General features: G+C 72.4%; 16 protein-coding genes, 1 tRNA gene and 1 pseudogene. 8 read left to right on the top strand and 10 right to left on the bottom strand.

The annotated features are described in order from the left end of the window. Nucleotides 1-116: 116 nt before the first annotated feature. The 3 genes from E4N62_RS27250 to E4N62_RS27240 form a co-directional block, all read right to left on the bottom strand. Nucleotides 117-974, bottom strand: a complete 858-nt coding sequence (locus E4N62_RS27250) for an SCO1664 family protein (protein ID WP_230218938.1) — start codon at nt 972-974, stop codon at nt 117-119. After that, complete coding sequence (locus E4N62_RS27245) at nt 938-1528, bottom strand: DUF3090 domain-containing protein (protein ID WP_033531640.1); 591 nt, start codon at nt 1526-1528, stop codon at nt 938-940. The genes E4N62_RS27250 and E4N62_RS27245 overlap by 37 nt, the downstream gene beginning before the upstream one ends. 97 nt (nt 1529-1625) lie before the next feature. Then, nucleotides 1626-2312 (bottom strand): histidine phosphatase family protein, encoded by a 687-nt coding sequence (locus tag E4N62_RS27240; RefSeq protein ID WP_230218936.1) that lies wholly within the window; start codon nt 2310-2312, stop codon nt 1626-1628. A 141-nt stretch (nt 2313-2453) separates the two neighbouring features. Between E4N62_RS27240 and corA the strand changes: the two genes are divergently transcribed. Then, the gene (gene corA, locus E4N62_RS27235) at nt 2454-3449 is read left to right on the top strand and encodes a magnesium/cobalt transporter CorA (RefSeq protein WP_230218934.1); all 996 of its coding nucleotides are present in this window, start codon (nt 2454-2456) and stop codon (nt 3447-3449) included. Nucleotides 3450-3561: 112 nt separating this feature from the next. Here corA and E4N62_RS27230 read toward each other — a convergent pair whose 3' ends face one another. After that, the gene (locus tag E4N62_RS27230) at nt 3562-4350 is read right to left on the bottom strand and encodes a ferritin-like domain-containing protein (protein ID WP_230218932.1); all 789 of its coding nucleotides are present in this window, start codon (nt 4348-4350) and stop codon (nt 3562-3564) included. A gap of 278 nt (nt 4351-4628) precedes the next feature. Continuing rightward, entirely contained in the window at nt 4629-5684 is a 1056-nt protein-coding gene (locus E4N62_RS27225; protein WP_230218931.1) for an LLM class F420-dependent oxidoreductase, read from the bottom strand. 224 nt (nt 5685-5908) lie between these two features. Between E4N62_RS27225 and E4N62_RS27220 the strand changes: the two genes are divergently transcribed. Together E4N62_RS27220 and E4N62_RS27215 are read left to right on the top strand one after the other, a co-directional pair. Further along, nucleotides 5909-6892, top strand: coding sequence for an aldo/keto reductase (locus E4N62_RS27220; RefSeq protein WP_230218928.1), 984 nt, complete (start codon nt 5909-5911; stop codon nt 6890-6892). Then, nucleotides 6889-9201 (top strand): helix-hairpin-helix domain-containing protein, encoded by a 2313-nt coding sequence (locus E4N62_RS27215; protein WP_230218926.1) that lies wholly within the window; start codon nt 6889-6891, stop codon nt 9199-9201. Before E4N62_RS27220 ends, E4N62_RS27215 begins: the two co-directional genes overlap by 4 nt. Nucleotides 9202-9355: 154 nt before the next feature. Here E4N62_RS27215 and E4N62_RS27210 read toward each other — a convergent pair whose 3' ends face one another. After that, on the bottom strand, nt 9356-10045 hold the full coding sequence (locus tag E4N62_RS27210) for a hypothetical protein (protein ID WP_230218925.1): 690 nt from the start codon (nt 10043-10045) through the stop codon (nt 9356-9358). 48 nt (nt 10046-10093) lie between these two features. On the opposite strand from E4N62_RS27210, the gene E4N62_RS27205 reads away from it, so the two are divergent. Next, nucleotides 10094-10282, top strand: a complete 189-nt coding sequence (locus tag E4N62_RS27205) for a DUF5703 family protein (protein WP_005485166.1) — start codon at nt 10094-10096, stop codon at nt 10280-10282. 70 nt (nt 10283-10352) lie between these two features. On the opposite strand, the gene E4N62_RS48865 is transcribed toward E4N62_RS27205, so the two are convergent. The 3 genes from E4N62_RS48865 to E4N62_RS27190 form a co-directional block, all read right to left on the bottom strand. Continuing rightward, nucleotides 10353-11285: a chaplin gene (locus E4N62_RS48865; protein WP_230218924.1), complete on the bottom strand. Its 933-nt coding sequence runs from the start codon at nt 11283-11285 to the stop codon at nt 10353-10355. Nucleotides 11286-11418: 133 nt separating this feature from the next. After that, on the bottom strand, nt 11419-11652 hold the full coding sequence (chpH, locus tag E4N62_RS27195; protein ID WP_033531632.1) for a chaplin ChpH: 234 nt from the start codon (nt 11650-11652) through the stop codon (nt 11419-11421). 155 nt (nt 11653-11807) lie between these two features. After that, nucleotides 11808-13133 carry a M20/M25/M40 family metallo-hydrolase gene (locus E4N62_RS27190; RefSeq protein ID WP_230218923.1) on the bottom strand — a complete coding sequence of 442 codons (1326 nt, stop codon included), beginning with the start codon at nt 13131-13133 and terminating at the stop codon, nt 11808-11810. 200 nt (nt 13134-13333) lie between these two features. Here E4N62_RS27190 and E4N62_RS27185 point away from each other — a divergent pair. The 4 genes and pseudogenes from E4N62_RS27185 (at nt 13334) to E4N62_RS27170 (ending at nt 19501) form a co-directional block, all read left to right on the top strand. Further along, nucleotides 13334-13418: transfer RNA gene (locus tag E4N62_RS27185), tRNA-Leu, on the top strand. Nucleotides 13419-13700: 282 nt separating this feature from the next. Continuing rightward, nucleotides 13701-17575 (top strand): annotated as a pseudogene (locus E4N62_RS27180) (Pls/PosA family non-ribosomal peptide synthetase). A 77-nt stretch (nt 17576-17652) separates the two neighbouring features. Next, nucleotides 17653-19035 carry a M1 family metallopeptidase gene (locus tag E4N62_RS27175; RefSeq protein WP_230218922.1) on the top strand — a complete coding sequence of 461 codons (1383 nt, stop codon included), beginning with the start codon at nt 17653-17655 and terminating at the stop codon, nt 19033-19035. Nucleotides 19036-19045: 10 nt separating this feature from the next. Continuing rightward, on the top strand, nt 19046-19501 hold the full coding sequence (locus E4N62_RS27170; protein ID WP_374117075.1) for a YchJ family protein: 456 nt from the start codon (nt 19046-19048) through the stop codon (nt 19499-19501). A gap of 21 nt (nt 19502-19522) precedes the next feature. Here E4N62_RS27170 and E4N62_RS27165 read toward each other — a convergent pair whose 3' ends face one another. Next, entirely contained in the window at nt 19523-20248 is a 726-nt protein-coding gene (locus E4N62_RS27165; RefSeq protein WP_230218920.1) for a FadR/GntR family transcriptional regulator, read from the bottom strand. Nucleotides 20249-20257 lie beyond the last annotated feature (9 nt).

Raw genomic sequence — 20257 nt, 5'->3', positions numbered from 1 at the left:
TGAGCACTCGGGGGTACGCCCTGTTTTGCGACTGCGCCCAGGTAGGTGGCTGATCGCGCAGTTCCCCGCGCCCCTACGGGGCACGCCCCGCCCCTCAGCCCCGGGCACCGGTGCCCTCAGACCGGGGGCCAGGGGATCGCCAACCACTCGCCGCTCGGCTCCGGGTGGCGTCCGCTCTTCAGGAGCGCGGCCACCCGTTCGCGCGTGGCGCCCAGTTCGGCCGGTGTGATCAACGCGACGAGTTTCGCCGCCAGCGCCCCGCCCTCCCCGAGCGCGTCCCGCAGCCGCTCCAGAACGTCCACGGCCTCCTCGGTGAGCGGCTCCCCCGCCCAGCCCCACAGCAGCGTCCGCAGCTTGTTCTCGACGTTGAAGGTCACTCCGTGGTCGATGCCGTAGAGCCGTCCCTCCGCGGCGGGCAGGAGGTGCCCGCCCTTGCGGTCGGCGTTGTTGACGACCGCGTCGAGGACGGCGAGCCGCCGCAGCCGCTGGTCGTCGGCGTGCACGAGGAGCGCGGTCTCGCCGTCCCCGACCTCCGCGAAGCCGACGGCCTTCCAGCCCTCCCCGGCCTCCTCGCCGTCGACGAGGGCCAGCAGCTCGGCCCCGGGCACGCCCTCGATCCACAGCTGGCACATGCCCTGCCCGTACGGCCCCTCCCGCAGCACGGTGGGCGGGACGAGCCCCCAGCCGGTCGCCTCGGACACCTCGTACGCGGCGACCTCCCGCTGCGCGAGCGTCCCGTCGGGGAAGTCCCACAGGGGCCGCTCCCCGGCGACGGGCTTGTAGACACAGGCTGCCTCGCGACCCTCGTGCGCGACCGTGCAGTACAGCACCGCGTTGGACGCCTCCCGCACCTGGCCGCGCACGGTCAGCTCGCCCTCGGCCAGCAAGGTGACCGACTGCTCGACCGACGGGGTGGGCGACGGCTCGGCGGAGGAGGTCACTCCCCGCGCCGGTATCCGTTCTGGCGCGGACATACGTGTCCTTCCGGATCGAGCGGCAGACTGCACAGCGGGCACGGCGGGCGCCCCGCGTTGACGACGTCGAGCGCGCGCTTGGCGAAGGCGCGGGCCTGGGTGCCGGTGAGGCGGACGCGGAGCATCGGCGGGCCGTTCTCCTCGTCCTGGAGCATCCGCTCCTCCGCCTCCGCGAGGTCCTCCTCGGAGTCGGCGTCCAGCTCGACCAGGGCCTGGGCCTCGACGATCATCCGCTCCTCGTCGCCGTCCCAGGCCAGTGCCATGGTGCCGACCCGGAACTCCTCCTCGACGGGGGTCTCCAGCGGTGCCGTGTCCGACACCTCGGTGGGGGCGACGGCCGGCACCGCGGCGCTGCCGCCGCTGCGCCGCACGACCTCGTCCAGCAGTTCGTCCATGCGCTCGGCGAGCGCGGCGACCTGGGTCTTCTCCAGGGCGACGCTGGTGACACGCTGCCCGGAGGAGGCCTGCAGGAAGAAGGTACGGCGCCCGGGCAGCCCGACCGTACCGGCCACGAAGCGGTCCGGGGGGTCGTAGAGGAACACCTGACGGGACACGTCCTGTCTCCATTGGAATCGACGTCGGGACCGAACGCGCCGGCTGCTGAGGGGGTTCAGTGCCGCCGCGACCGCTTCACCCTACTGCGGTTGACGATCACGGTGCCCCCGCACCGCCCCCCACGGTCGCGTCACCGCTCGGGGGCTCCTCGCGCGGCGCCAGGGACGAGAAGTTCCCGGTGTCGCCGAGCCGGACGAGAAACGGCCTGAGTCGGGTGTAACGGATCGCGGTGATGGAACACGGTTCGACAGAGATCCGCTGGAAGAGGTCCAGATGAAGTCCGAGTGCGTCGGCGACGAGCGACTTGATGATGTCGCCGTGCGAGCACATCACGTACACGGCGTCGGCACCGTGCTCGCGCTCCACGCGCGCGTTCCACTCGCGGACCGCCTCCGCGGCCCGGTGCTGCATGGCCCGCATCGACTCCCCGCCGGGGAACGCGGCCGCCGTCGGATACGCCTGGACGACCTCCATCAGCGGCTCGTCGTTCAACTCGGCGAGCTTGCGGCCGGACCAGTCGCCGTAGTCGCACTCGCCGATGCGCTCGTCGGTGTGCGCGGCGAGACCGGGCCGGGCGTCCAGCAGCGGCCGGACCGTCTCCTGGCAGCGCTGGAGCGGGCTGGTGACGACCTCGGCGATCGGCAGCCCGGCGAGGCGGCCGGGCAGCGCCGCGGCCTGCGCGGCGCCACGCTCGTCGAGCGCGACCCCGGGCGTCCACCCGGCGAGCACACCCTCGGTGTTGGCGGTGGAACGTCCGTGCCGGACAAGGATCAACGTGGGCATGCGCCCCAGCCTAGACGCCCGCCCGACGCAGGCCCCGGCCCTGTGGACAACGCTCGGTGAACGAGGCTCTGCGACAACGCTCCGTGCACAAGGCTCCGTGGACAACGCTCTGTGGACAAGGCCCTGCGAAAGGAACTCCCCGTGATCGTCGACTGCGCCGTCTACCGCGACGGGCACCGCACCGAGGGCCCCGAGAACCTCTCCGACGCCCTGGCCGCCGCCCGTGCCTCGGGCGGCTTCGTGTGGATCGGCCTGCACGAGCCGTCGGAGAAGGAGTTCGCCCTGGTCACCGAGGAGTTCGCGCTGCATCCGCTGGCCGTGGAGGACGCCCTGAAGGCCCACCAGCGGCCCAAGCTGGAGGTGTACGACGACTCGCTGTTCATGGTCCTCAAGCCGGTCGTGTACGAGCCGGCCAGTGACACCGTGACCAGCGGTGAGGTGATGGTCTTCCTCGGCCACGCCTTCGTCGTGACCGTCCGCCACGGCGACGGCTCCCCCCTGGCTGTCGTACGACGGCGCTTGGAGCAGGAGCCCGAACTGCTCGGGAAGGGGCCCACGTCCGTGCTGTACGCGATCACGGACGCCACGGTCGACCACTATCTGGAGGTGGCGACCGAGCTCCAGACCGACCTGGAGGAACTGGAGACGGAGGTCTTCTCCCCCGACGTCGGCGGCTCACGGAACACGGCGTCCCGGATCTACACCTTCAAACGCCAGGTCCTGGAGTTCCGCCGGGCCACCGGCCCGCTCGCCGCACCGCTCGTCCGGCTGTCGGGCACCGGCACCTCCACCCTCGCGGTGCCCTTCGTCGAGGAGAAGGCCCAGCCCTTCTTCCGTGACGTCAACGACCACCTCACCCGCGTCAACGAGTCCGTCGAGGGCCTGGACCGGCTGGTCTCCGACATCCTCTCCGCCCATCTCGCGCAGATGAGCGTCCGTCAGAACGACGACATGCGGAAGATCTCGGCCTGGGCGGCGATGGCCGCGATTCCGACGATGGCCGCCGGTGTCTACGGCATGAACTTCGAGCACATGCCCGAACTGCGCTGGGTGTGGTCGTACCCGGCGCTGATGGCGCTGATGGTCATGACGGAGGTGCTGGTGTACCGGCTCTTCAGGCGGCGGGGCTGGCTGTAGCTCTGAGGACCCCACGCAGCCGTGTGCCGCCCTCGTGCCGTACGCGGCGTACGCGGTGCCGTACGCGCGCGTGGGCGGCGGCGCCCCACGCGCGTACGGGTGCGCGAGGCCCTCAGGCGAACTCCGGGGCCGCGGTCGCCGGTCCGCCCAGGGCATCGCGGCGTTCCGGCATCGCCAGGGTCACCAAGCGGCGCCAGCCGAAGGCCCGCTCGTAGGCGTACGCGGCGTGGATGCCCGCCGCGAGGACGGCGGCCTTCGCCTTCGGCCAGCCGAGGACGCGCCCCATGCGGTCCATCACGGCGAGGCTGACGTCCCGGTACACGGCGATCTCGGCGAGCGCGCACTCGCGCAGGGTCCGCTGGATCAGGCGGCCGTGTCCGGCGGCCGCGTAGCGCAGCAGTTCCTCGTGGGTGTACGCGAGGTGGTTGTCCTCGTCGTCGGAGATCATCCGGACGGCCTTGCCGATCTCGGGGTGGTCCGCGAAGTGCTTGCGGAGCATCACCATCTGGTCGGCGGCACGCTGTTCGGTGACCCGGCTGTGGGACAGGTAGACGATGATGTCCCGCTGTGTCAGGGCCTGGTCGGCCTTGAGCTTCTCGTGTGCGAGGCCGATGCCGCGGCGTTCGAGGAGCATCGTGTAGTCGGTCTCGGGCGGGACCTCCACCGGTCGGAGGCCGCGCTTCTTCATGAGGGCGTTGAAGATCCGCCCGTGTTTGTCCTCGTCCGCGCCGTGGCGCGTGATCTTCGGTGCGAGTGCGCGCTCGCTCTGCGGGACGAGCGCCGCGATGCGCGCGTTCTCCCAGCCGCCCTGTGTCTCGCCGCTGGCGGCGATCGAGCAGAACAGCCGGAACGACTCGTCGTTGTCGATGATCTCCTGGAAGAGACTCTTGGCCGAAAGCATCTGAGGCACCTCTCTGCAGGGGTCCTGGAGGGGTCCTGCAGAAAACGAGTCAAATGGGGTAACAGGAGCCGGGCAACAGCTGTGTCGGACAAATCCGCCGAACGAAGGATGCCGGGGCGGCGCGAACGCGTAACCGAGCGGGACGCGCCGCGTTGTCCTCCGTGACGGCCGTGGCGGGGAAGACCCCGAGCCCCCACCACGGCCGCGGAACTTTCCGAGCCCCCGGTCCGGCCGATTCCTGCCGGTTTCGGGGCGCGTCGGTCGCTGCTCCGTTCGGGTTACGCGAGCCCGGCCAGCTCCATGGCCTCGGTGCCGGCCCGGAGCGAGGCGATCCGCTCGTCCAGGGTGAACCCCGCGGGGGCGAGGGTGAGGGTGGTGACCCCGGCCGCGGCGTAGGCCTTCATCCGGTCGGCGATGCGCTCCACCGACCCGAGCAGCGCGGTCTGGTCGATCAGCTCGTGCGGAATGGCCGCCTCGGCCCCGGTCTTGTCGCCCGCCAGGTACTTGTCCTGGATCTCGGCCGCCTCCTTCTCGTACCCCATGCGCTGGGCGAGCTGGTTGTAGAAGTTCTGCTTGCGGCTGCCCATGCCGCCGACGTACAGCGCGGTGTACGGGCGGAAGGTGTCGGCGAGCGTCGCCACGTCCTTGTCGGCGCCGACGGCGAGGGGCAGGGTCGGGCAGACGTCGAACCCATCGAGGGTCTTGCCGGCCTTCTCCCGTCCCGCCCGCAGGTACTTGATCGCCGTGTCCTCCAGGTGCGCGGCCGAGGGGAAGATCAGCAGGGCGCCGTCGGCGATCTCGCCGGTCTGCTCCAGGTTCTTCGGGCCGATCGCGGCGATGTACAGCGGGATGTGCTCACGGGTGGGGTGCACGGTCAGCTTCAGCGGCTTGCCGGGGCCGCCGGGCAGCGGCAGCGTCCAGTGCTCGCCGTCGTGCGACAGGCGCTCACGGGTCATCGCCTTGCGGACGATCTCCACGTACTCGCGGGTGCGGGCGAGCGGCTTGTCGAACTTGACCCCGTACCAGCCCTCCGAGACCTGGGGGCCGGAGACGCCGAGGCCGAGGCGGAAGCGGCCGCCGGAGAGCGAGTCCAGCGTCGCGGCGGTCATCGCGGTCATCGCGGGCTGGCGGGCCGGGATCTGGAAGATGGCGGAGCCCACGTCGATGCGGTCGGTCTTGGCGGCGACCCAGCTGAGCACGGTGGCGGCGTCCGAGCCGTAGGCCTCCGCCGCCCAGCAGACCGCGTACCCCAGGCGGTCGGCCTCCTGGGCCACGGCCAGGTTGTCCCCATCCATTCCGGCGCCCCAGTAGCCGAGGTTGATCCCGAGCTTCATATAGACCCGCCTTCCCCATACCGATCAGTAACGTCTTTGTCCCGCCGACCCTACCGGGCTGTGCCGCGCCAGAGTTCCGGAGACGCAGGTTGTGTGGCGAGTGCGGGCGAGTGGGAACTGCGCGACCAGCCCCCACCAGGCCTGTGGACAACGAACGCTCCTTGGGGAAATCCGTTGTCCACAGGCCCCCACACGGCGAACCGTGGCCAGTAATCTCGGCGTTCATGGAGCAGAGGCATCTCGGCCGTACCGGCCTGCGCGTGTCCCGGATCGGGCTCGGCACCCTGACGTGGGGCCGCGACACGGACGAGCATGACGCCGCGGACATGTTGAAGGTGTTCTGGGAGGCGGGCGGCACCCTCGTGGACACGGCCGACGTCTACGGGGACGGCGAAGCCGAGTATCTGCTCGGGCAGTTGATGGACGGTCTGGTACCCCGCCGCGACCTGGTCATCTCCACGAAGGCCGGCAGCGTCCCGGACCCCGACCGCCGTTTCGACGGTTCCCGGGGCCATCTGCTCGCCGCCCTGGACGCCTCCCTCGCCCGCCTCGGCACGGACTACGTCGACCTCTGGCACATCCACGCCTACGACCCCGAGACACCGCTCGACGAGACGCTCCAGGCCCTCGACCTGGCCGTCAGCAGCGGCCGGGCCCGGTACGTCGGCGTCTCCAACTTCTGCGGCTGGCAGCTGGCGAAGGCGGCCACCTGGCAGCTCGCGGCCCCCGGCATACGCACCCGCCTGGCCAGTACGCAGCTGGAGTACTCCCTGCTGCAACGCGGCGTCGAGCGCGAGGTGCTGCCCGCCGCGCTGGACCTGGGCGTCGGCCTGCTCCCCTCGTCGCCGCTGGGACGTGGGGTGCTGACCGCCAAGTACCGCCACATCACGCCACCCGACTCCCGGGGCGGCTCCGAGCACATGGCGCCGTTCGTCGCGCCCTACCTCGACGAGACGGCGACCAGCATCGTGGAGGCGGTGCAGACCGCCGCGGACGGTCTCGCCGTGACCCCGCTCCAGGTGGCCCTCGCCTGGGTGCGCGACCGGCCCGGCGTGGCCGCGCCCATCATCGGCGCGCGCAACGCGCTGCAGCTCTCGGGGGCATTGTCAGTGGAGAGCCTTAGTCTTCCTGACGAGATCTGCCGGGCTCTCGACGATGTGTCGGCGCCCGTGCACCGCTATCCCGATCACGACTGGAGCACGCTGTGAGCACGGAGCCCGCGACCACGGGGACGGACGAGCCGGGGGGCCAGGGCGACACCACGCGCTCCGACGCACCCGACGACGCAACCGCCGGGAGCACTCCGGAAGGCTCCGCCGACACCGACGACCCGGGCGCACCCGAAAGCGTCTCCGAAGCCTCCGGAGACCCGTCCGAAGGCGCATCCGAAACATCCGGAGCCGCGTCCGGAGGCGGGTCCGAAGGCGCCTCCGAAGTCTCCGAGGCGCAGGCCGAGTTGGCGGCCCAGCGGCTTGAGCGGGAGCGGATCGAGCGGCGCAAGGCGGAGAAGAAGGAACCGATCACGAGCGGAGCCAAGCTCAGCGGGACGGCCGCCGATCTACTGGCCGCCGTACGGGCCGTGGAGGGCGGCCGAAAGCCCACGGCCACCGTCTTCGACGAGCCGGAGCCCGCGCCGCGTCCGCCCGCACCGGAACCGGCGCGGCGACCGCAGCCCGTGGCGCCCCCGGCCGGTGCGGCGGTTCCGTCGGGCGAGACCGTCGAGGCGGTGCGCGCGGTGCTGGCCGAGGGCGGTGCTCCTCAGGAACTGGTGCCGCAGGTCGCCGAGGCGCTCGGCGAGGGCGCGGGCGCCCTGCTGCGCGAGGATCCCTGGCAATTGCTGCGCGTTCCGGGCGTACGGCCCGAGCAGGCGGACGGGTTCGCGCGGGCCCTGCTCGGCGCCGAGTGCGGCCCGGACGACGAGCGGCGGGGCCGGGCGGTCACTGTCTGGCTGCTGGAGCAGGCCGCCGTGGCCGGGCACACGGCGCTGGAGGCCCCGGCCCTGGTCGGCGCGCTCGGTCGGCGTTCCGTCCCCGACCCCGACGAGGCCGTCCAGAGCACCGTGGCCGAGGGCGAGGCCCTGGTGTTCCAGGACGCCCTGGACGACGCCCCGGCCGCGCAACGTCCCACACCGCCCCCCGGACCGGCCGCCGACTCTCCAGCCGACGACGAGGGCGAGGACGGCGAGGCCGAGGAGGAGCGCCCGGTCCGCGTCCTCATCGGCCTGGAACGGTACGCCCTCGCCGAGGAGAGCCTCGCCGACGGCCTCGCCCGCGTCATGAACTCCCTGCCCAAGGACGATAAGGACGATCCGGTCGACTGGTCCTCGGCGGCCGCGTCGGCACCGCGCTCCGCCGCCGAGCTGATCCGCGCCGTCGCGGGGCACGGGCTCGTGCTGCACACCGGCGGCGAGGCGGCCCGCGCGGAGCCGGCGGCGCTCGTCACGGCCGCCCGGTCGCTCGGACTGCGGGCGTACGCGGCGACGCACAGCGCGGACGGTGTGCGCCGCTTCGCCGCACAGCTGGGCTCCGCCGACGGCGGGGACCCCGCCGAGGGGGGCGACACCGCCGTGGCGACCCTCGCCGGGCTGCTGTCCGGCGCCGAGGGACCAGGCCGTGACATGGAGGGCGCGCTCGACCTGGATCTGCTCGTGGTGCTGGACGCGCCCCAGTTGGACGTCGAGACCGCCGCGCTGCTCGTCGAATCGATGCCCGACGGTTCCCGGCTGGTGCTCAGCGGCGACCCGGGAGTGCTCTGGTCCGCCGGGCCCGGCCGGGTCTTCGCCGATCTGCTCGCCGCCCGGACCTGCCCGCAGGTGGCCTCGCGGACACCCGACCCCGGGCCGATCGGTGAACTGGTCTCCGGCATCGGCATCGGCGAGCTGAACCAGGTCGACGCGCCCGGCAAGGAGGTCGTGATCGTGCCGGTGCGGGACGCCGGTGAGGCCGTGCACCGGACCGCGCAGCTCGTCGTGGACTCGGTGCCGAGGGCGTTCGGGATCCCGGCCGAACAGGTCCAGGTGCTCACCCCCGGGCACGGGGGCGCCGCCGGTACGCGTGCGCTGAACGCCGCGCTCAAGGAGCGGCTGAACCCCGGACCGGGCCGTTTCGGCGGCTTCGACCCGGGCGACCGTGTGGCCCACTCCCCCGCCCCGGGTCGTACGACTCCCGGCCGGGTGGTGAAGGCCGACGCCGAGGGGCTGCACCTGGAGTGCGCCGGTGTGGCCGTGGTCGTACCGAAGGAGCGGGTGGAGCAGACCGTGCGGCACGGGTGGGCGCTGACCGCGCACCAGGCCGTGGGACACCGGTGGCCGGCGGCGGTGGTGGTGCTGCCGGGTGACGCGGCGCAGGCCCTCACGCGCCCCTGGGTCTACACGGCCTTCGGCCGCGCCGAGCGGCACCTGTCCGTCGTGCACGGGGTGGAGCAGGCCCTGCCCCGCGCGGTCGCCGAGATCCCCGCGAAGCCACGCACCACCCGGCTGCCGGCACTGCTCAAGACCCAGGTGCCGTCGGCCGATTGACATCACGCGTCCCCAGGGCGGCCCGCGAGGGCCGCCTTCAGGGGCGCGGGGCCGCCCTTCAAAGGGCGCGGGGAACTGCGCGAGCGACCACGCACGACCGAGGCCGCCCGACGACGGACGCCCCGAGCTCCGAGGCGCCCCGCCCGCTGGGCCCCTACCGGTCCACGTCCAGCGGTTCCAGATCCTCGTCCTCGTCCAGCTCCGCCGCGAGCGTGACGTCGTCGTCGAGGTCGTCGTCGTCCGGCTCGTCGTCGAAGACCGCGCTGACGTCGAAGCGGCAGACGACCTGCTGCCCGTCGACCCCTTCGAAGGGCGCCTCCAGCCACTCACCGGGCTCGGCGGCATCGTCCGCTGCAGTCACCCAGAGCGTGGAGTCCCCTTCCTCCAGACCGAACTCCTTGTGCCGGGAGGCGATCTCGTCCGGTTCGAACTCCCCGAACAGCACGCCGAGGGCGCCGAGCACCGTGCTCGCCGCCCCGCCGGTGCCGGCCGGCTCCTCGGCCGCCTCCACGCGTTGCGCCTGTGCCAGCAGCCGCTGCGGCTCGCCCACCGTGTAGTCCCGGCGGATCAGCACACTGAGCGCGCCGGGCTCGTCGGGGCCGATGTACGGCGGCCTGTCCTCGGTGCCGGGGATCTCGAAGGGAGTGACCTCGTCATAGCGGTCGTAGAGCAGTTCGTCGTACTCCTCGGCGGCCGCGGCCAGCTCGTTGAACGCCTCGTAGACGGCCGGGTCGTCCTCCCCCGACCGGCGTTCGACCGCCGCCAGGTGGCGGTCGAGCGCGGTCTTGACCGCCTCGGCGGCGGCGCGTACCTCGGCAGCGGTGGGCTGCGCAGCATCAGACATAGTGCAGACGCTATCCGTACCGGGCCCCAGCCCGCACAATAGATACCGATGCCGGAATACGAATTTGTCGACGTGTACGTACCGCGCGGGGTCTCCCGCAAGGACGCCACACGCCTGCTGACGGACCATGCCGAGTACGGACACTGGGAGTTGGACCGACTGAGCCTGCTGCGTGACGGCAGCCGCAGGGTGCGGTTGCGCCGACGGATCATCCGCCAGGTGCGCGCCACATGGTGACTGGGCGCAGCGAAACGGAGCGGGCCCCGCTGGTGCGGGGCCCGCTCCGTTCGGTGGACGCCGGGTCCCGTTACAGCGCCGCGGCCCGTGCCTTGCGGTAGATCAGGGCGCCCCCGATCAGTGCGCCCGCGCCCACCGGGAGCATCAGCCCCAGCGGCAGGTCGCCGCCGGTCTGGGCGAGCTGGGCCGCACCGTCGGGCCGGGTGACGGTCTGCGTACCCGGGGTGTTGGTGTCACCGCCGGGGACCTCGCCGCCGGGCCTGCCCGGACCGCCCGGCTCACCGGGCTTGCTCGGCGTCTGCGGGGACGCCTCCTCGGAGTCGCCCGGCGGGTTCTGCGAGCCGCCGCCCGGGTTCCCGCAGTCGTCGTTCGCGACCCCGTTGCCGATGCCGACCACGCTGACGCTGTTGCCGCACACGTTGACCGGCACGTGCACCGGAACCTGGATGTGGTTCCCGGAAGCCACACCGGGCGAGCCACCGGTGTGACCGTCGGCGTGGGACCCGCCGCTGTACGACGGGCCGTGGCCGTCGTCGCCGTAACCGCCGCCGCCCGAGCCGCCCGAGCAGTCGTTGCCGACGGCCGTGTTGCCGACGCCGACGACGTTGACGCTGTTGCCGCACACGTTGACCGGTGCGTGCACCGGGGCCTGCACGACGTTGCCGGAGGCCACGCCCGGCGAGTCACTGGCGTGCCCCCGGGCCTGGGAGCCACCGTGCGAGGAGCCGTTCCCCTGGTCGCCGCGTGCGTGCTTGCCGCCTCCGCCGTTGGAACACTTGTTGCCGGCCGCCGGGTTGAGCAGTCCGACCACGTTCACCGTGTTGCCGCAGACGTTGACCTCGGCCTCCACCGGCGCCTGCACGGTGTTGCCGGAGAGCACGCCCGGCGAGTTGGTGGCGGAGCCCTGCGCGCCGGAGTCGGCGTGGGCCATGCCTCCGGCCGCGGCGAAGACTCCGGACGCGGCCGCCACCGTCATGAGGCCTTTGCGGGTGACCTGTCGCATGCTGAATTACCTGCCTTAAGCCCTATGTCGCGATCTTGTACACCTTATCGGGAGACCGAGCGGCCCCGGAGCGCATGGCGCGCGCTCCGGGGCCGACGGCTTGTATCAGACCCTCACCGGGTGAGGCACAACGTCACTTGTTGATGCAGGTGTTGCCGAAGGCGGGGTTCAGCAGCCCGATCACCGAGATCGTGTTGCCGCACACGTTCACGGGGACGTGAACCGGCACCTGGACGACGTTGCCGGACGCGACACCCGGGGAGCCGACGGCGGCACCCTGGGCCCCGGCGTCGGCGACGGCCAGACCCGCGCCCGCGAGAACCAGACCACCGGTGGCAGCCGCAGCGGCGACGACCTTCTTGAGCATTGTTCCTCCTTGTTGGCAAAGCGACTCCAAGTAGCGAGTCGCATCACCTGTAACGAGGAGGGGCTATTGGAGCTACGAGCTTATGGTCGGATTCACCCGTCACGGTCGATCTTCGTACGCGCGGCCGAATAAGTACCGGATCGATGCCGAACAGGTCAGGACGCGTCGATGAAACGGTCGAGCACGCGCACACCGAACTTCAGGCCCTCCACCGGCACCCGCTCGTCGACACCGTGGAACATGCCCGCGAAGTCCAGCTCCGGGGGCAGCTTCAGCGGCGCGAAGCCGAAGCCCCGGATGCCGAGGTCGTCGAAGGACTTGGCGTCCGTACCGCCGGAGAGCATGTACGGGACCGCCTTCGCGGCCGGGTCCTCGGCGAGCAGCGCGGACTGCATGGCGTCCACGATGGCTCCGTCGAAGGAGGTCTCCAGCGCCTTGTCGGAGTGCACGTCCTCGCGCCGCACCTTGGGGCCGAGGATCTTGTCGAGATCGGCGAGGAACTCCTCCTCGAACCCGGGCAGGAACCGTCCGTCGACGTGCGCGGTGGCCTCGCCCGGGATGACGTTGACCTTGTAACCGGCGCCGAGCTGGGTGGGGTTGGCGGTGTTGCGCAGGGTCGCGCCGATGAGCTTGGCGATACCGCCCAGCTTGGCGAGGGTGCCCTCCATGTCCTCCGGGTCGAGCGTGGTGCCGAGGGCGTCGCCGAGTTCGTCGAGGAAGGCGCGGGTGGTCTTGGTGACCCGTACCGGGAACTGGTGGCGGCCGAGGCGCGCGACCGCCTCCGACAGCTCGGTGATGGCGTTGTCGCGGTGGATCATCGAACCGTGGCCCGCCGTTCCGGCCACGGTCAGCTTCATCCAGTGCATGCCCTTCTCGGCCGTCTGGATCAGATAGAGCCGCCGCTGCTCGCTCACCGTGAACGAGAACCCGCCGACCTCGCTGATCGCCTCGGTGACGCCCTCGAAGAGATCGGCGTGGTTCTTGACGAGGTGCTTCGCCCCGTACGTGCCGCCGGCCTCCTCGTCCGCGAGGAAGGCGAGCACGATGTCGCGCGGGGGCTTGCGGCCGCTGCGCAGCCGGTCGCGGACGACCGCCAGCGTCATGGCGTCCATGTCCTTCATGTCGACCGCGCCCCGGCCCCACACACAGCCGTCGGCGACCTCGCCGGAGAAGGGGTGGTGGGTCCAGTCCGCCGCGTTGGCCGGGACGACGTCGGTGTGGCCGTGGATGAGCAGCGCGGGCCGGGACGGGTCCTCGCCCTCGATCCGGGCCACCGTGGAGGCGCGGCCCGGGTGCGACTCGAAGATCTTCGGTTCCAGCCCCACCTCGGCGAGCTTCTCGGCGACGTACTCGGCGGCCGCGCGCTCACCCGGGCCCGAGTGGTCGCCGAAGTTGCTGGTGTCGATCCGGATCAGCTCGCTGCAGAGATCGACGACCTCGTCCTCACCGGTCACGCGCCTGCCTGTGTCCGTCTCACTCACGCTGGTTCCTCCCGCTGTCGCTGCTGGTGGTTCCCCCACATCCTCCTCCTGCCCCTGGGCCCGCCCCAAGACCGGGACCGGCCCGTCACACGCCGTTCACGCCCGGCCGTCCCCGGGGACGGGGTGTGATCGGGGGCCCTCGAAAGCCTGGTAATGTTTCCTTCGTCGCCGCGAGGGAGACCCCGCGCGACAGACACCTTGTCCGGGTGGCGGAATGGCAGACGCGCTAGCTTGAGGTGCTAGTGCCCTTTATCGGGCGTGGGGGTTCAAGTCCCCCCTCGGACACACAGTGGCGAAGGCCGTGACCCTCGGGTCGCGGCCTTTGTGCGTTGCCGACGGCAAAATGTGGGACACATCTCGCCTCGTTCGAGAAACCCCAGGTCACAGCCGTACGGTCGGCCCTCGCGGGCCGCCGTCCGGATGCCTCCGCTTGGCCGACACGACAGGCAGTAGTCACCCGAGCACTAGAGTATGGGGCTTGTTCGGCACCGGTACGGAAATATCCCCAGGCAGACCTGCGGCCCTCCGGCGCCCCCGGATGGTCCGGGTTCGAGAGGCGAGGATCCGATGGCCGCCGTGTACGAGAGTCCCGACCTGACGCTGCTCGACGAGGAGATGGCGGAGGACGCCGGGCGGTTCGGCGGGGCGGCGCGTTTCTCGGCCGGTCCCGCGGCCTCCCCCCGCACGCTGGTCGACGTCTTCGAGGCGTCCGCGCGGTCGTACCCGGACGAGCCCGCCCTGGACGACGGGATGCGGCGGCTGACCTATCGCGCGCTGGCCGTCGAGGTGGAGAACCTGCGGCGACGACTGGGAGCCGCCGGGGTCGGACTCGGGGACCGGGTCGGGGTGCGGGTGCCGTCGGGCACGAACGAGCTGTACGTCGCCATCCTCGCCGTGCTCGCCGCCGGAGCCGCCTATGTACCCGTGGACGCCGAGGACCCCGACGAGCGGGCCGAACTGGTGTTCGGCGAGGCGGAGGTGCGGGCGGTCGTCGGGGCCGGACACGAACTGACCGTGCACGGCGCGTCCGATTGCCCCGCCGCACGCCCCGGGGTCGAGCACGACGCGTGGATCATCTTCACCTCCGGGTCGACGGGCAGGCCCAAGGGGGTGGCCGTCAGCCATCGCAGCGCCGCCGCGTTCGTGGACGCCGAGGCGGCGCTCTTCCTGACCGAGGAGCCGATCGGCCCCGGGGACCGGGTGATGGCCGGCCTCTCGGTGGCCTTCGACGCGTCCTGCGAGGAGATGTGGCTGGCCTGGCGGTACGGCGCCTGTCTGGTGCCCGTGCCGCGCGCACAGGTCAGGAGCGGCGCGGATCTGGGGCCCTGGCTGGTCGAGCAGGAGATCACGGTGGTGTCGACCGTGCCCACGCTGGCCGCGCTCTGGGAGCCCGAGACCCTGAGCGACGTACGGCTGCTGATCTTCGGCGGTGAGGCGTGCCCGCCGGAGCTGGCGCAGCGGCTGGTGACGGAGGGGCGGGAGGTCTGGAACACGTACGGGCCGACCGAGGCCACCGTCGTCGCCTGCGCCTCGCTGATGACCGGCGCGGAGCCGATCCGGATCGGGCTGCCGCTCGACGGGTGGGAGCTGGCCGTCGTGGACGAGAGCGGGGAGCCCGTGCCGATGGGTGGCAGCGGGCAGCTGGTGATCGGCGGCGTGGGGCTCGCGCGGTACCTCGACGCCGAGAAGGACGCGGAGAAGTACGCGCCGCTGAAGTCGCTGGGCTGGGAGCGCGCCTATCGCAGTGGTGACCTGGTGAGGGCCGAGCCCGAGGGGCTGGTCTTCCTCGGGCGGGCCGACGAGCAGATCAAGCTCGGCGGGCGGCGGATCGAGCTGGGCGAGGTGGACGCCGCGTTGCAGGCCCTGCCCGGGGTGGCGGGCGCCGCGGCGGCCGTACGGACCGCGCGGAGCGGCAACCAGCTGCTGGTCGGGTACGTGGTCACCCAGGAAGGGTGGGACCACGCGACGGCCGTGGCGAAGCTGCGGGCGGAGCTGCCGGCCGCGCTGGTGCCGCTGCTGGCACCGGTGGCGGAGCTGCCGACCCGGACGTCCGGGAAGGTCGACCGGAACGCCCTGCCATGGCCGCTGGCGGACCTGGAGACGGCCGGTCCGGCCGAGGAGCTGTACGGGACCGAGGCGTGGCTCGCCGAACAGTGGGCGGAGGTGCTGGGGATCCCGGTCGGTGGCGCGGGCGACGACTTCTTCGCGATCGGCGGGGGGAGTCTGGCCGCCGCGCAGCTGACGACACGGCTGCGGACCAGGTATCCGAGCGTCGCGGTGGTGGACGTCTACCAGCGGCCCACGCTCAGGAAGCTGGCCCGGTATCTGGAGGAGTCCGGCGGGCAGGAAGGCCCCCGGCGCGTGGTGGCACCCGTGCCCGTGCGGGCGCGGCTGGTCCAGTCGCTGCTGCTGGTGCCGCTGTTCACGCTGCTCGCTCTGCGGTGGGTCGTCCCGCTGGCCGCGCTCGGGAATCTGCTCGGGCCGTACGCCTGGCTGCCGACCGCGCCCTGGTGGTCCGTGGGGGCCGGGGCGGTGCTGCTCTTCACCCCGCCGGGGCGGCTGGCGGTCGCGGCCGTCGGGGCGCGGCTGCTGCTGCGCGGCGTCGGGCCGGGCCGGTACGCGCGCGGCGGGAGCGTGCACCTGCGGCTGTGGGCGGCCGAGCGGCTGGCCGAGTTCAGCGGGGCCACCTCGCTGACCGGGGTCTGGCTGGAGCGGTACGCGCGCGCCCTGGGCGCCAAGGTCGGCGCCGATGTCGATCTGCACGCGCTGCCGCCGGTGACCGGGATGCTCAAGCTCGGGCGGGGCGCGGCCGTGGAGTCCGAGGTGGACCTCTCCGGGTACTGGCTCGACGGGGATGTGCTGGAGATCGGGCCGGTCAAGGTGGGCGCCGGCGCGGTCGTCGGGACGCGGAGCATTCTGCTGCCGGGGGCCAGGGTCGGCAAGCGGGCCGAGGTGGCGCCCGGGTCGGCCGTGGTCGGTCAGGTCCCCACCGGACAGCGCTGGGCCGGGGCGCCCGCGGTCAAGCTGGGCAAGGCGAAGCGGAACTGGCCGAGGGAGCGGCCACGGCGGGGCCTGTTCTGGCGGGCGTCGTACGGGGTGACCGGGTTCGGGCTGAGCGCGCTGCCGGTGCTCGCCGGGCTCGCCGCGCTGGCGGGCTTGAGTCCGTTCGTGGATCCGGGGGCCGGACTGGGCGGTGCCCTGCGGGGCGCGGTGCTCGGGCTGGTGCCGGCCACGCTCGCGTTCGGGGCGGCGTACGCGCTGCTCCTGCTGGTCGCCGTGCGGCTGCTGAGCCTCGGGCTGCGGGAGGGCACGCATCCCACGCACAGCCGGGTCGGCTGGCAGGCGTGGACGGTCACGCAGCTGATGGACCGGTCGCGGGAGACGCTGTTCCCGCTGTACGCGGGGCTGGTCACGCCGGTGTGGCTGCGGTTGCTCGGGATGCGGATCGGGCGGGGCGCGGAGGTGTCGACGGTGCTCGCGCTGCCGAGTCTGACGACGGTCGGGGACGGGGCGTTCCTCGCGGACGACACGCTGACCGCGCCGTACGAGCTGGGCGGGGGCTGGATGCGGATCGGGCGGGCGGAGATCGGGCGGCGGGCGTTCCTGGGGAACTCCGGGATGACCGCGCCGGGGCGTTCGGTGCCGGACGGCGGTCTGGTGGGGGTGCTGTCCGCGACGCCGAAGAAGGCGAAGAAGGGCAGCTCGTACCTGGGGCTGCCGCCGGTCAGGCTGCCCCGGGCGGTGGCGGACGGTGACCAGAGCCTGACGTACGAGCCGCCGGCACGGTTGCTGTGGGCGCGGGCCCTGGTGGAGCTGTGCCGGATCGTGCCCGTGTTCTGCTCGGCGGGGATCGCGCTGCTGACGGTGGCGGCGCTGAGCGCGCTGGGCGGCTGGGCGTGGCGGCGGGCGGCCTCGTGCTGCTGGGGGCGGGTGTGCTGGCGGGGCTGGTGTCCGTCGTCGCGAAGTGGCTGCTCGTGGGGCGGCACCGCGGCGGGGAGCATCCGCTGTGGAGCGGGTTCGTGTGGCGCAACGAGCTGGCGGACACCTTCGTGGAGGTCCTGGCCGTGCCGTGGCTGGCCGGGACGGTGCCCGGGACCGCGGTGCTGAACGTGTGGCTGCGCGGGCTGGGGGCGCGGATCGGCAAGGGGGTGTGGATCGAGAGCTACTGGCTACCCGAGACCGACCTCGTGACGCTCGGCGACGGGGCCACGGTGAACCGGGGGTGCGTCCTGCAGACCCACCTCTTCCACGACCGGATCTTGCGGACGGATACTGTTGAGCTCCGTGAGGGCGCCACGTTGGGCCCAGGCGGAATCGTCCTGCCCGGCAGCGTGGTCGGGGCCCGTACCACGCTGGGTCCGGCGTCGCTGGTCATGGCCGCGGAGTCCGTTCCCGACGACACCCGGTGGCTGGGCAACCCGATCGAGTCATGGCGCCGCTGACCGCGGCTCGTGCGGCGTCGGGGGACTCGGGGGACGATGGACGTCGTACGAGAGCGGAGCGGGGAGCAGAAGCGGCAGTGGCGGTTCAGCAGTCAGTGGGTCCGGACCCGTACTTCCCGGCGAACGGTGATGCCCGTTATCGGGTGCATCGGTACGAGCTGGCTGTGGACTACCGGCCAGGGCCGAACCGGCTGTCGGGCACCGCGCGGCTCAACGCCATAGCGGGCCGGGCCGCGCTCGCCGAGTTCCAGCTGAACCTCGCCGACTTCAAGATCGGGCGGGTGCGGGTCGAGGGGCGGGCGCCGCACTACTCGCACCGGGGCGGCCGGCTGCGGATCCGGCCCGCCAAGCCGATCCGGCCCGGGGCCGCGTTCACGGTGGAGGTGCACTGGTCGGGCAATCCGAAGCCGGTGAACAGCCCCTGGGGCGGGCTCGGTTGGGAGGAGCTGACCGACGGGGCGCTGGTGGCGAGCCAGCCGGTCGGGGCACCGTCCTGGTATCCGTGCAACGACCGGCCCGCCGACAAGGCCTCGTACCAGATCTCGGTGACGACGCCGTCGGCGTACCAGGTGGTGGCGGGCGGACGGCTGCTCACCCGTACGGCGAAGGCGTCCACGACGACCTGGGTGTACGAGCAGTCGGCGCCGACGTCGAGCTATCTGGTGGGGCTGTCGATCGGCAGGTACCAGACGGTGCTGCTGGGCGATCCGCGGCCGGGTGGGGTGCCGCAGCACGGGCACATCCCGGCGCACCTGCTCACCGAGTTCTCGCGGGACTTCGCGCGGCAGCCGGCGATGATGGAGCTGTTCGAGGAGCTCTTCGGGCCGTACCCGTTCGGGGAGTACGCGGTGGTGGTGACCGAGGAGGAGCTCGATGTCCCGGTCGAGGCACAGGGGTTGTCGCTGTTCGGCGCCAACCACGTGGACGGGGCCCGGGGTTCGGAGCGGCTGGTGGCCCACGAGCTGGCGCACCAGTGGTTCGGCAACAGCGTGTCCATCGCCGACTGGCGGCACATCTGGCTGAACGAGGGGTTCGCCAAGTACGCGGAGTGGCTGTGGTCGGAGCGTTCCGGCGGGCGCAGCGCGCAGCAACTGGCCGCCGCCGCGCACCAGAAGCTCGCCGCGCTGCCGCAGGATCTGCGGCTGGCCGACCCGGGCCGCAAGCTGATGTTCGACGACCGGCTCTACGAGCGCGGCGGGCTGACCGTCCACGCCGTGCGCTGTGCCCTTGGTGACGAGGCGTTCTTCCGGATGCTGCGCGGTTGGGCAACCGTCCACCGCGGCGGCGCGGTGACCACGGCCGGTTTCACCGCGCACGCCGGGCGCTACGCCGACGGGCCCCTGGACGCCCTGTTCCGGGCCTGGTTGCAGGAGCCGGCGCTGCCGCCGCTGCCGTCCCCGAGGGGTTCCGGGGTGCCGGCGCGGCCGCCGTATCCGCCGACGAACGCGGGGTCGGCGTAGAGCGGGCACAATGACTGCCATGTCGTCGCGCCGCAGTGGTTCCAGGGCCAGGTCGAAGAGTGTTTCCCGGGCTTCGTCGCCGGCTCCTCGTTCGTGCCCCTGCGGGCTGCCGCAGGCCTACGAGGACTGCTGCGGCCGTTACCACTCCGGGGGCGCCGCCGCGCCGACAGCCGAGGCGCTGATGCGGTCCCGGTACAGCGCGTTCGTCGTGCGCGACGAGGCGTACCTGCTGCGCAGCTGGCATCCCCGCACCCGGCCCGCCGACGTGGCCTTCGACACGACGATGCGCTGGACCGGCCTGGAGATCCTGGAGACCCGCGACGGCTCCCTCTACCACGCCACCGGCACCGTCACGTTCCGCGCCTCGTACCGCGGTGGCTCGATGCTCGAACGGAGCCGCTTCGAGCGGGTGGCGGGGGCCTGGGTGTACGTGGACGGGGAGTTCCCCACGGGCGACGGGGCCTAGCGAGCCCGTCCGAGTCCCGGGTCAACCAGTTGTCGGCGCTTGGCCGTTGGGGGCCAGGATGTCCAGTTCCTGGAGGGCGCCCGCGGTGATTTCCCTGGTGAGTCGTTCGGCGCGGGGGGCGTCGTGCTCGCGGATGGCTTCGGCGACCTGGACGTGGAGGGTGACGGCGGCGGGGTCGGGGTCGTGGAACATCACGGCGTGGTGGGTGCGGCCGGCGAGGACCTCCTCGACGACGTCGCCGAGGCGGGCGAACATCTCGTTGCCGGAGGCGTCGAGGATCAGGCGGTGGAAGAGGACGTCGTGCCGGAGGTAGCCCTCCAGTTTGTGGCCGCGTGAGTTGGCGACCATGCCGATGGCGCACTCGGTGAGCGCGGCGCACTGCTCGGCGGTGGCGTTGCGCGCGGCCAGGCCCGCGGCGATCGGTTCGACGGCGGAGCGCAGGACCGTGAGGGAGCGCAGCTGGCGGGGGCGGTCCGCGCCGGCCAGGCGCCAGCGGATGACCTGCGGGTCGTAGACGTTCCACTCGGCGGGCGGCCGGACGATCACGCCGACCCGGCGGCGGGACTCGACCAGGTGCATGGACTCCAGCACGCGGACCGCCTCGCGCATCACGGAGCGGGAGACCTCGAAGGTCTGGGCGAGTTCGTCCGTGCGCAGCACGCTGCCCGGCGGGTACTCGCCCGCCGTGATCGCCGGTCCGAGGGTCTCCAGAACTCGGCCGTGCAGCCCCCGGCCCGGTGTGGTCATGGGGGTCAG

This window comes from Streptomyces sp. MNU76 (assembly GCF_020982545.1).
Classification (GTDB): domain Bacteria; phylum Actinomycetota; class Actinomycetes; order Streptomycetales; family Streptomycetaceae; genus Streptomyces.
Note: the sequence above shows the minus strand (reverse complement) of the source record. Positions and strands in the feature narration are given on the sequence as shown.

Excerpts from the sequence above, each read along its gene's own strand:
- chpH (WP_033531632.1), bottom strand. The coding sequence starts at position 11,652 with ATGCTCAAGAAGGTCGTCGCCGCTGCGGCTGCCACCGGTGGTCTGGTT.
- E4N62_RS27210 (WP_230218925.1), bottom strand. The coding sequence starts at position 10,045 with ATGTCTGATGCTGCGCAGCCCACCGCTGCCGAGGTACGCGCCGCCGCC.
- E4N62_RS48865 (WP_230218924.1), bottom strand. The coding sequence starts at position 11,285 with ATGCGACAGGTCACCCGCAAAGGCCTCATGACGGTGGCGGCCGCGTCC.
- E4N62_RS27250 (WP_230218938.1), bottom strand. The coding sequence starts at position 974 with ATGTCCGCGCCAGAACGGATACCGGCGCGGGGAGTGACCTCCTCCGCC.
- E4N62_RS27170 (WP_374117075.1), top strand. The coding sequence starts at position 19,046 with ATGACTGCCATGTCGTCGCGCCGCAGTGGTTCCAGGGCCAGGTCGAAG.
- E4N62_RS27220 (WP_230218928.1), top strand. The coding sequence starts at position 5,909 with ATGGAGCAGAGGCATCTCGGCCGTACCGGCCTGCGCGTGTCCCGGATC.
- E4N62_RS27240 (WP_230218936.1), bottom strand. The coding sequence starts at position 2,312 with ATGCCCACGTTGATCCTTGTCCGGCACGGACGTTCCACCGCCAACACC.
- E4N62_RS27230 (WP_230218932.1), bottom strand. The coding sequence starts at position 4,350 with ATGCTTTCGGCCAAGAGTCTCTTCCAGGAGATCATCGACAACGACGAG.
- E4N62_RS27205 (WP_005485166.1), top strand. The coding sequence starts at position 10,094 with ATGCCGGAATACGAATTTGTCGACGTGTACGTACCGCGCGGGGTCTCC.
- E4N62_RS27165 (WP_230218920.1), bottom strand. The coding sequence starts at position 20,248 with ATGACCACACCGGGCCGGGGGCTGCACGGCCGAGTTCTGGAGACCCTC.
- E4N62_RS27225 (WP_230218931.1), bottom strand. The coding sequence starts at position 5,684 with ATGAAGCTCGGGATCAACCTCGGCTACTGGGGCGCCGGAATGGATGGG.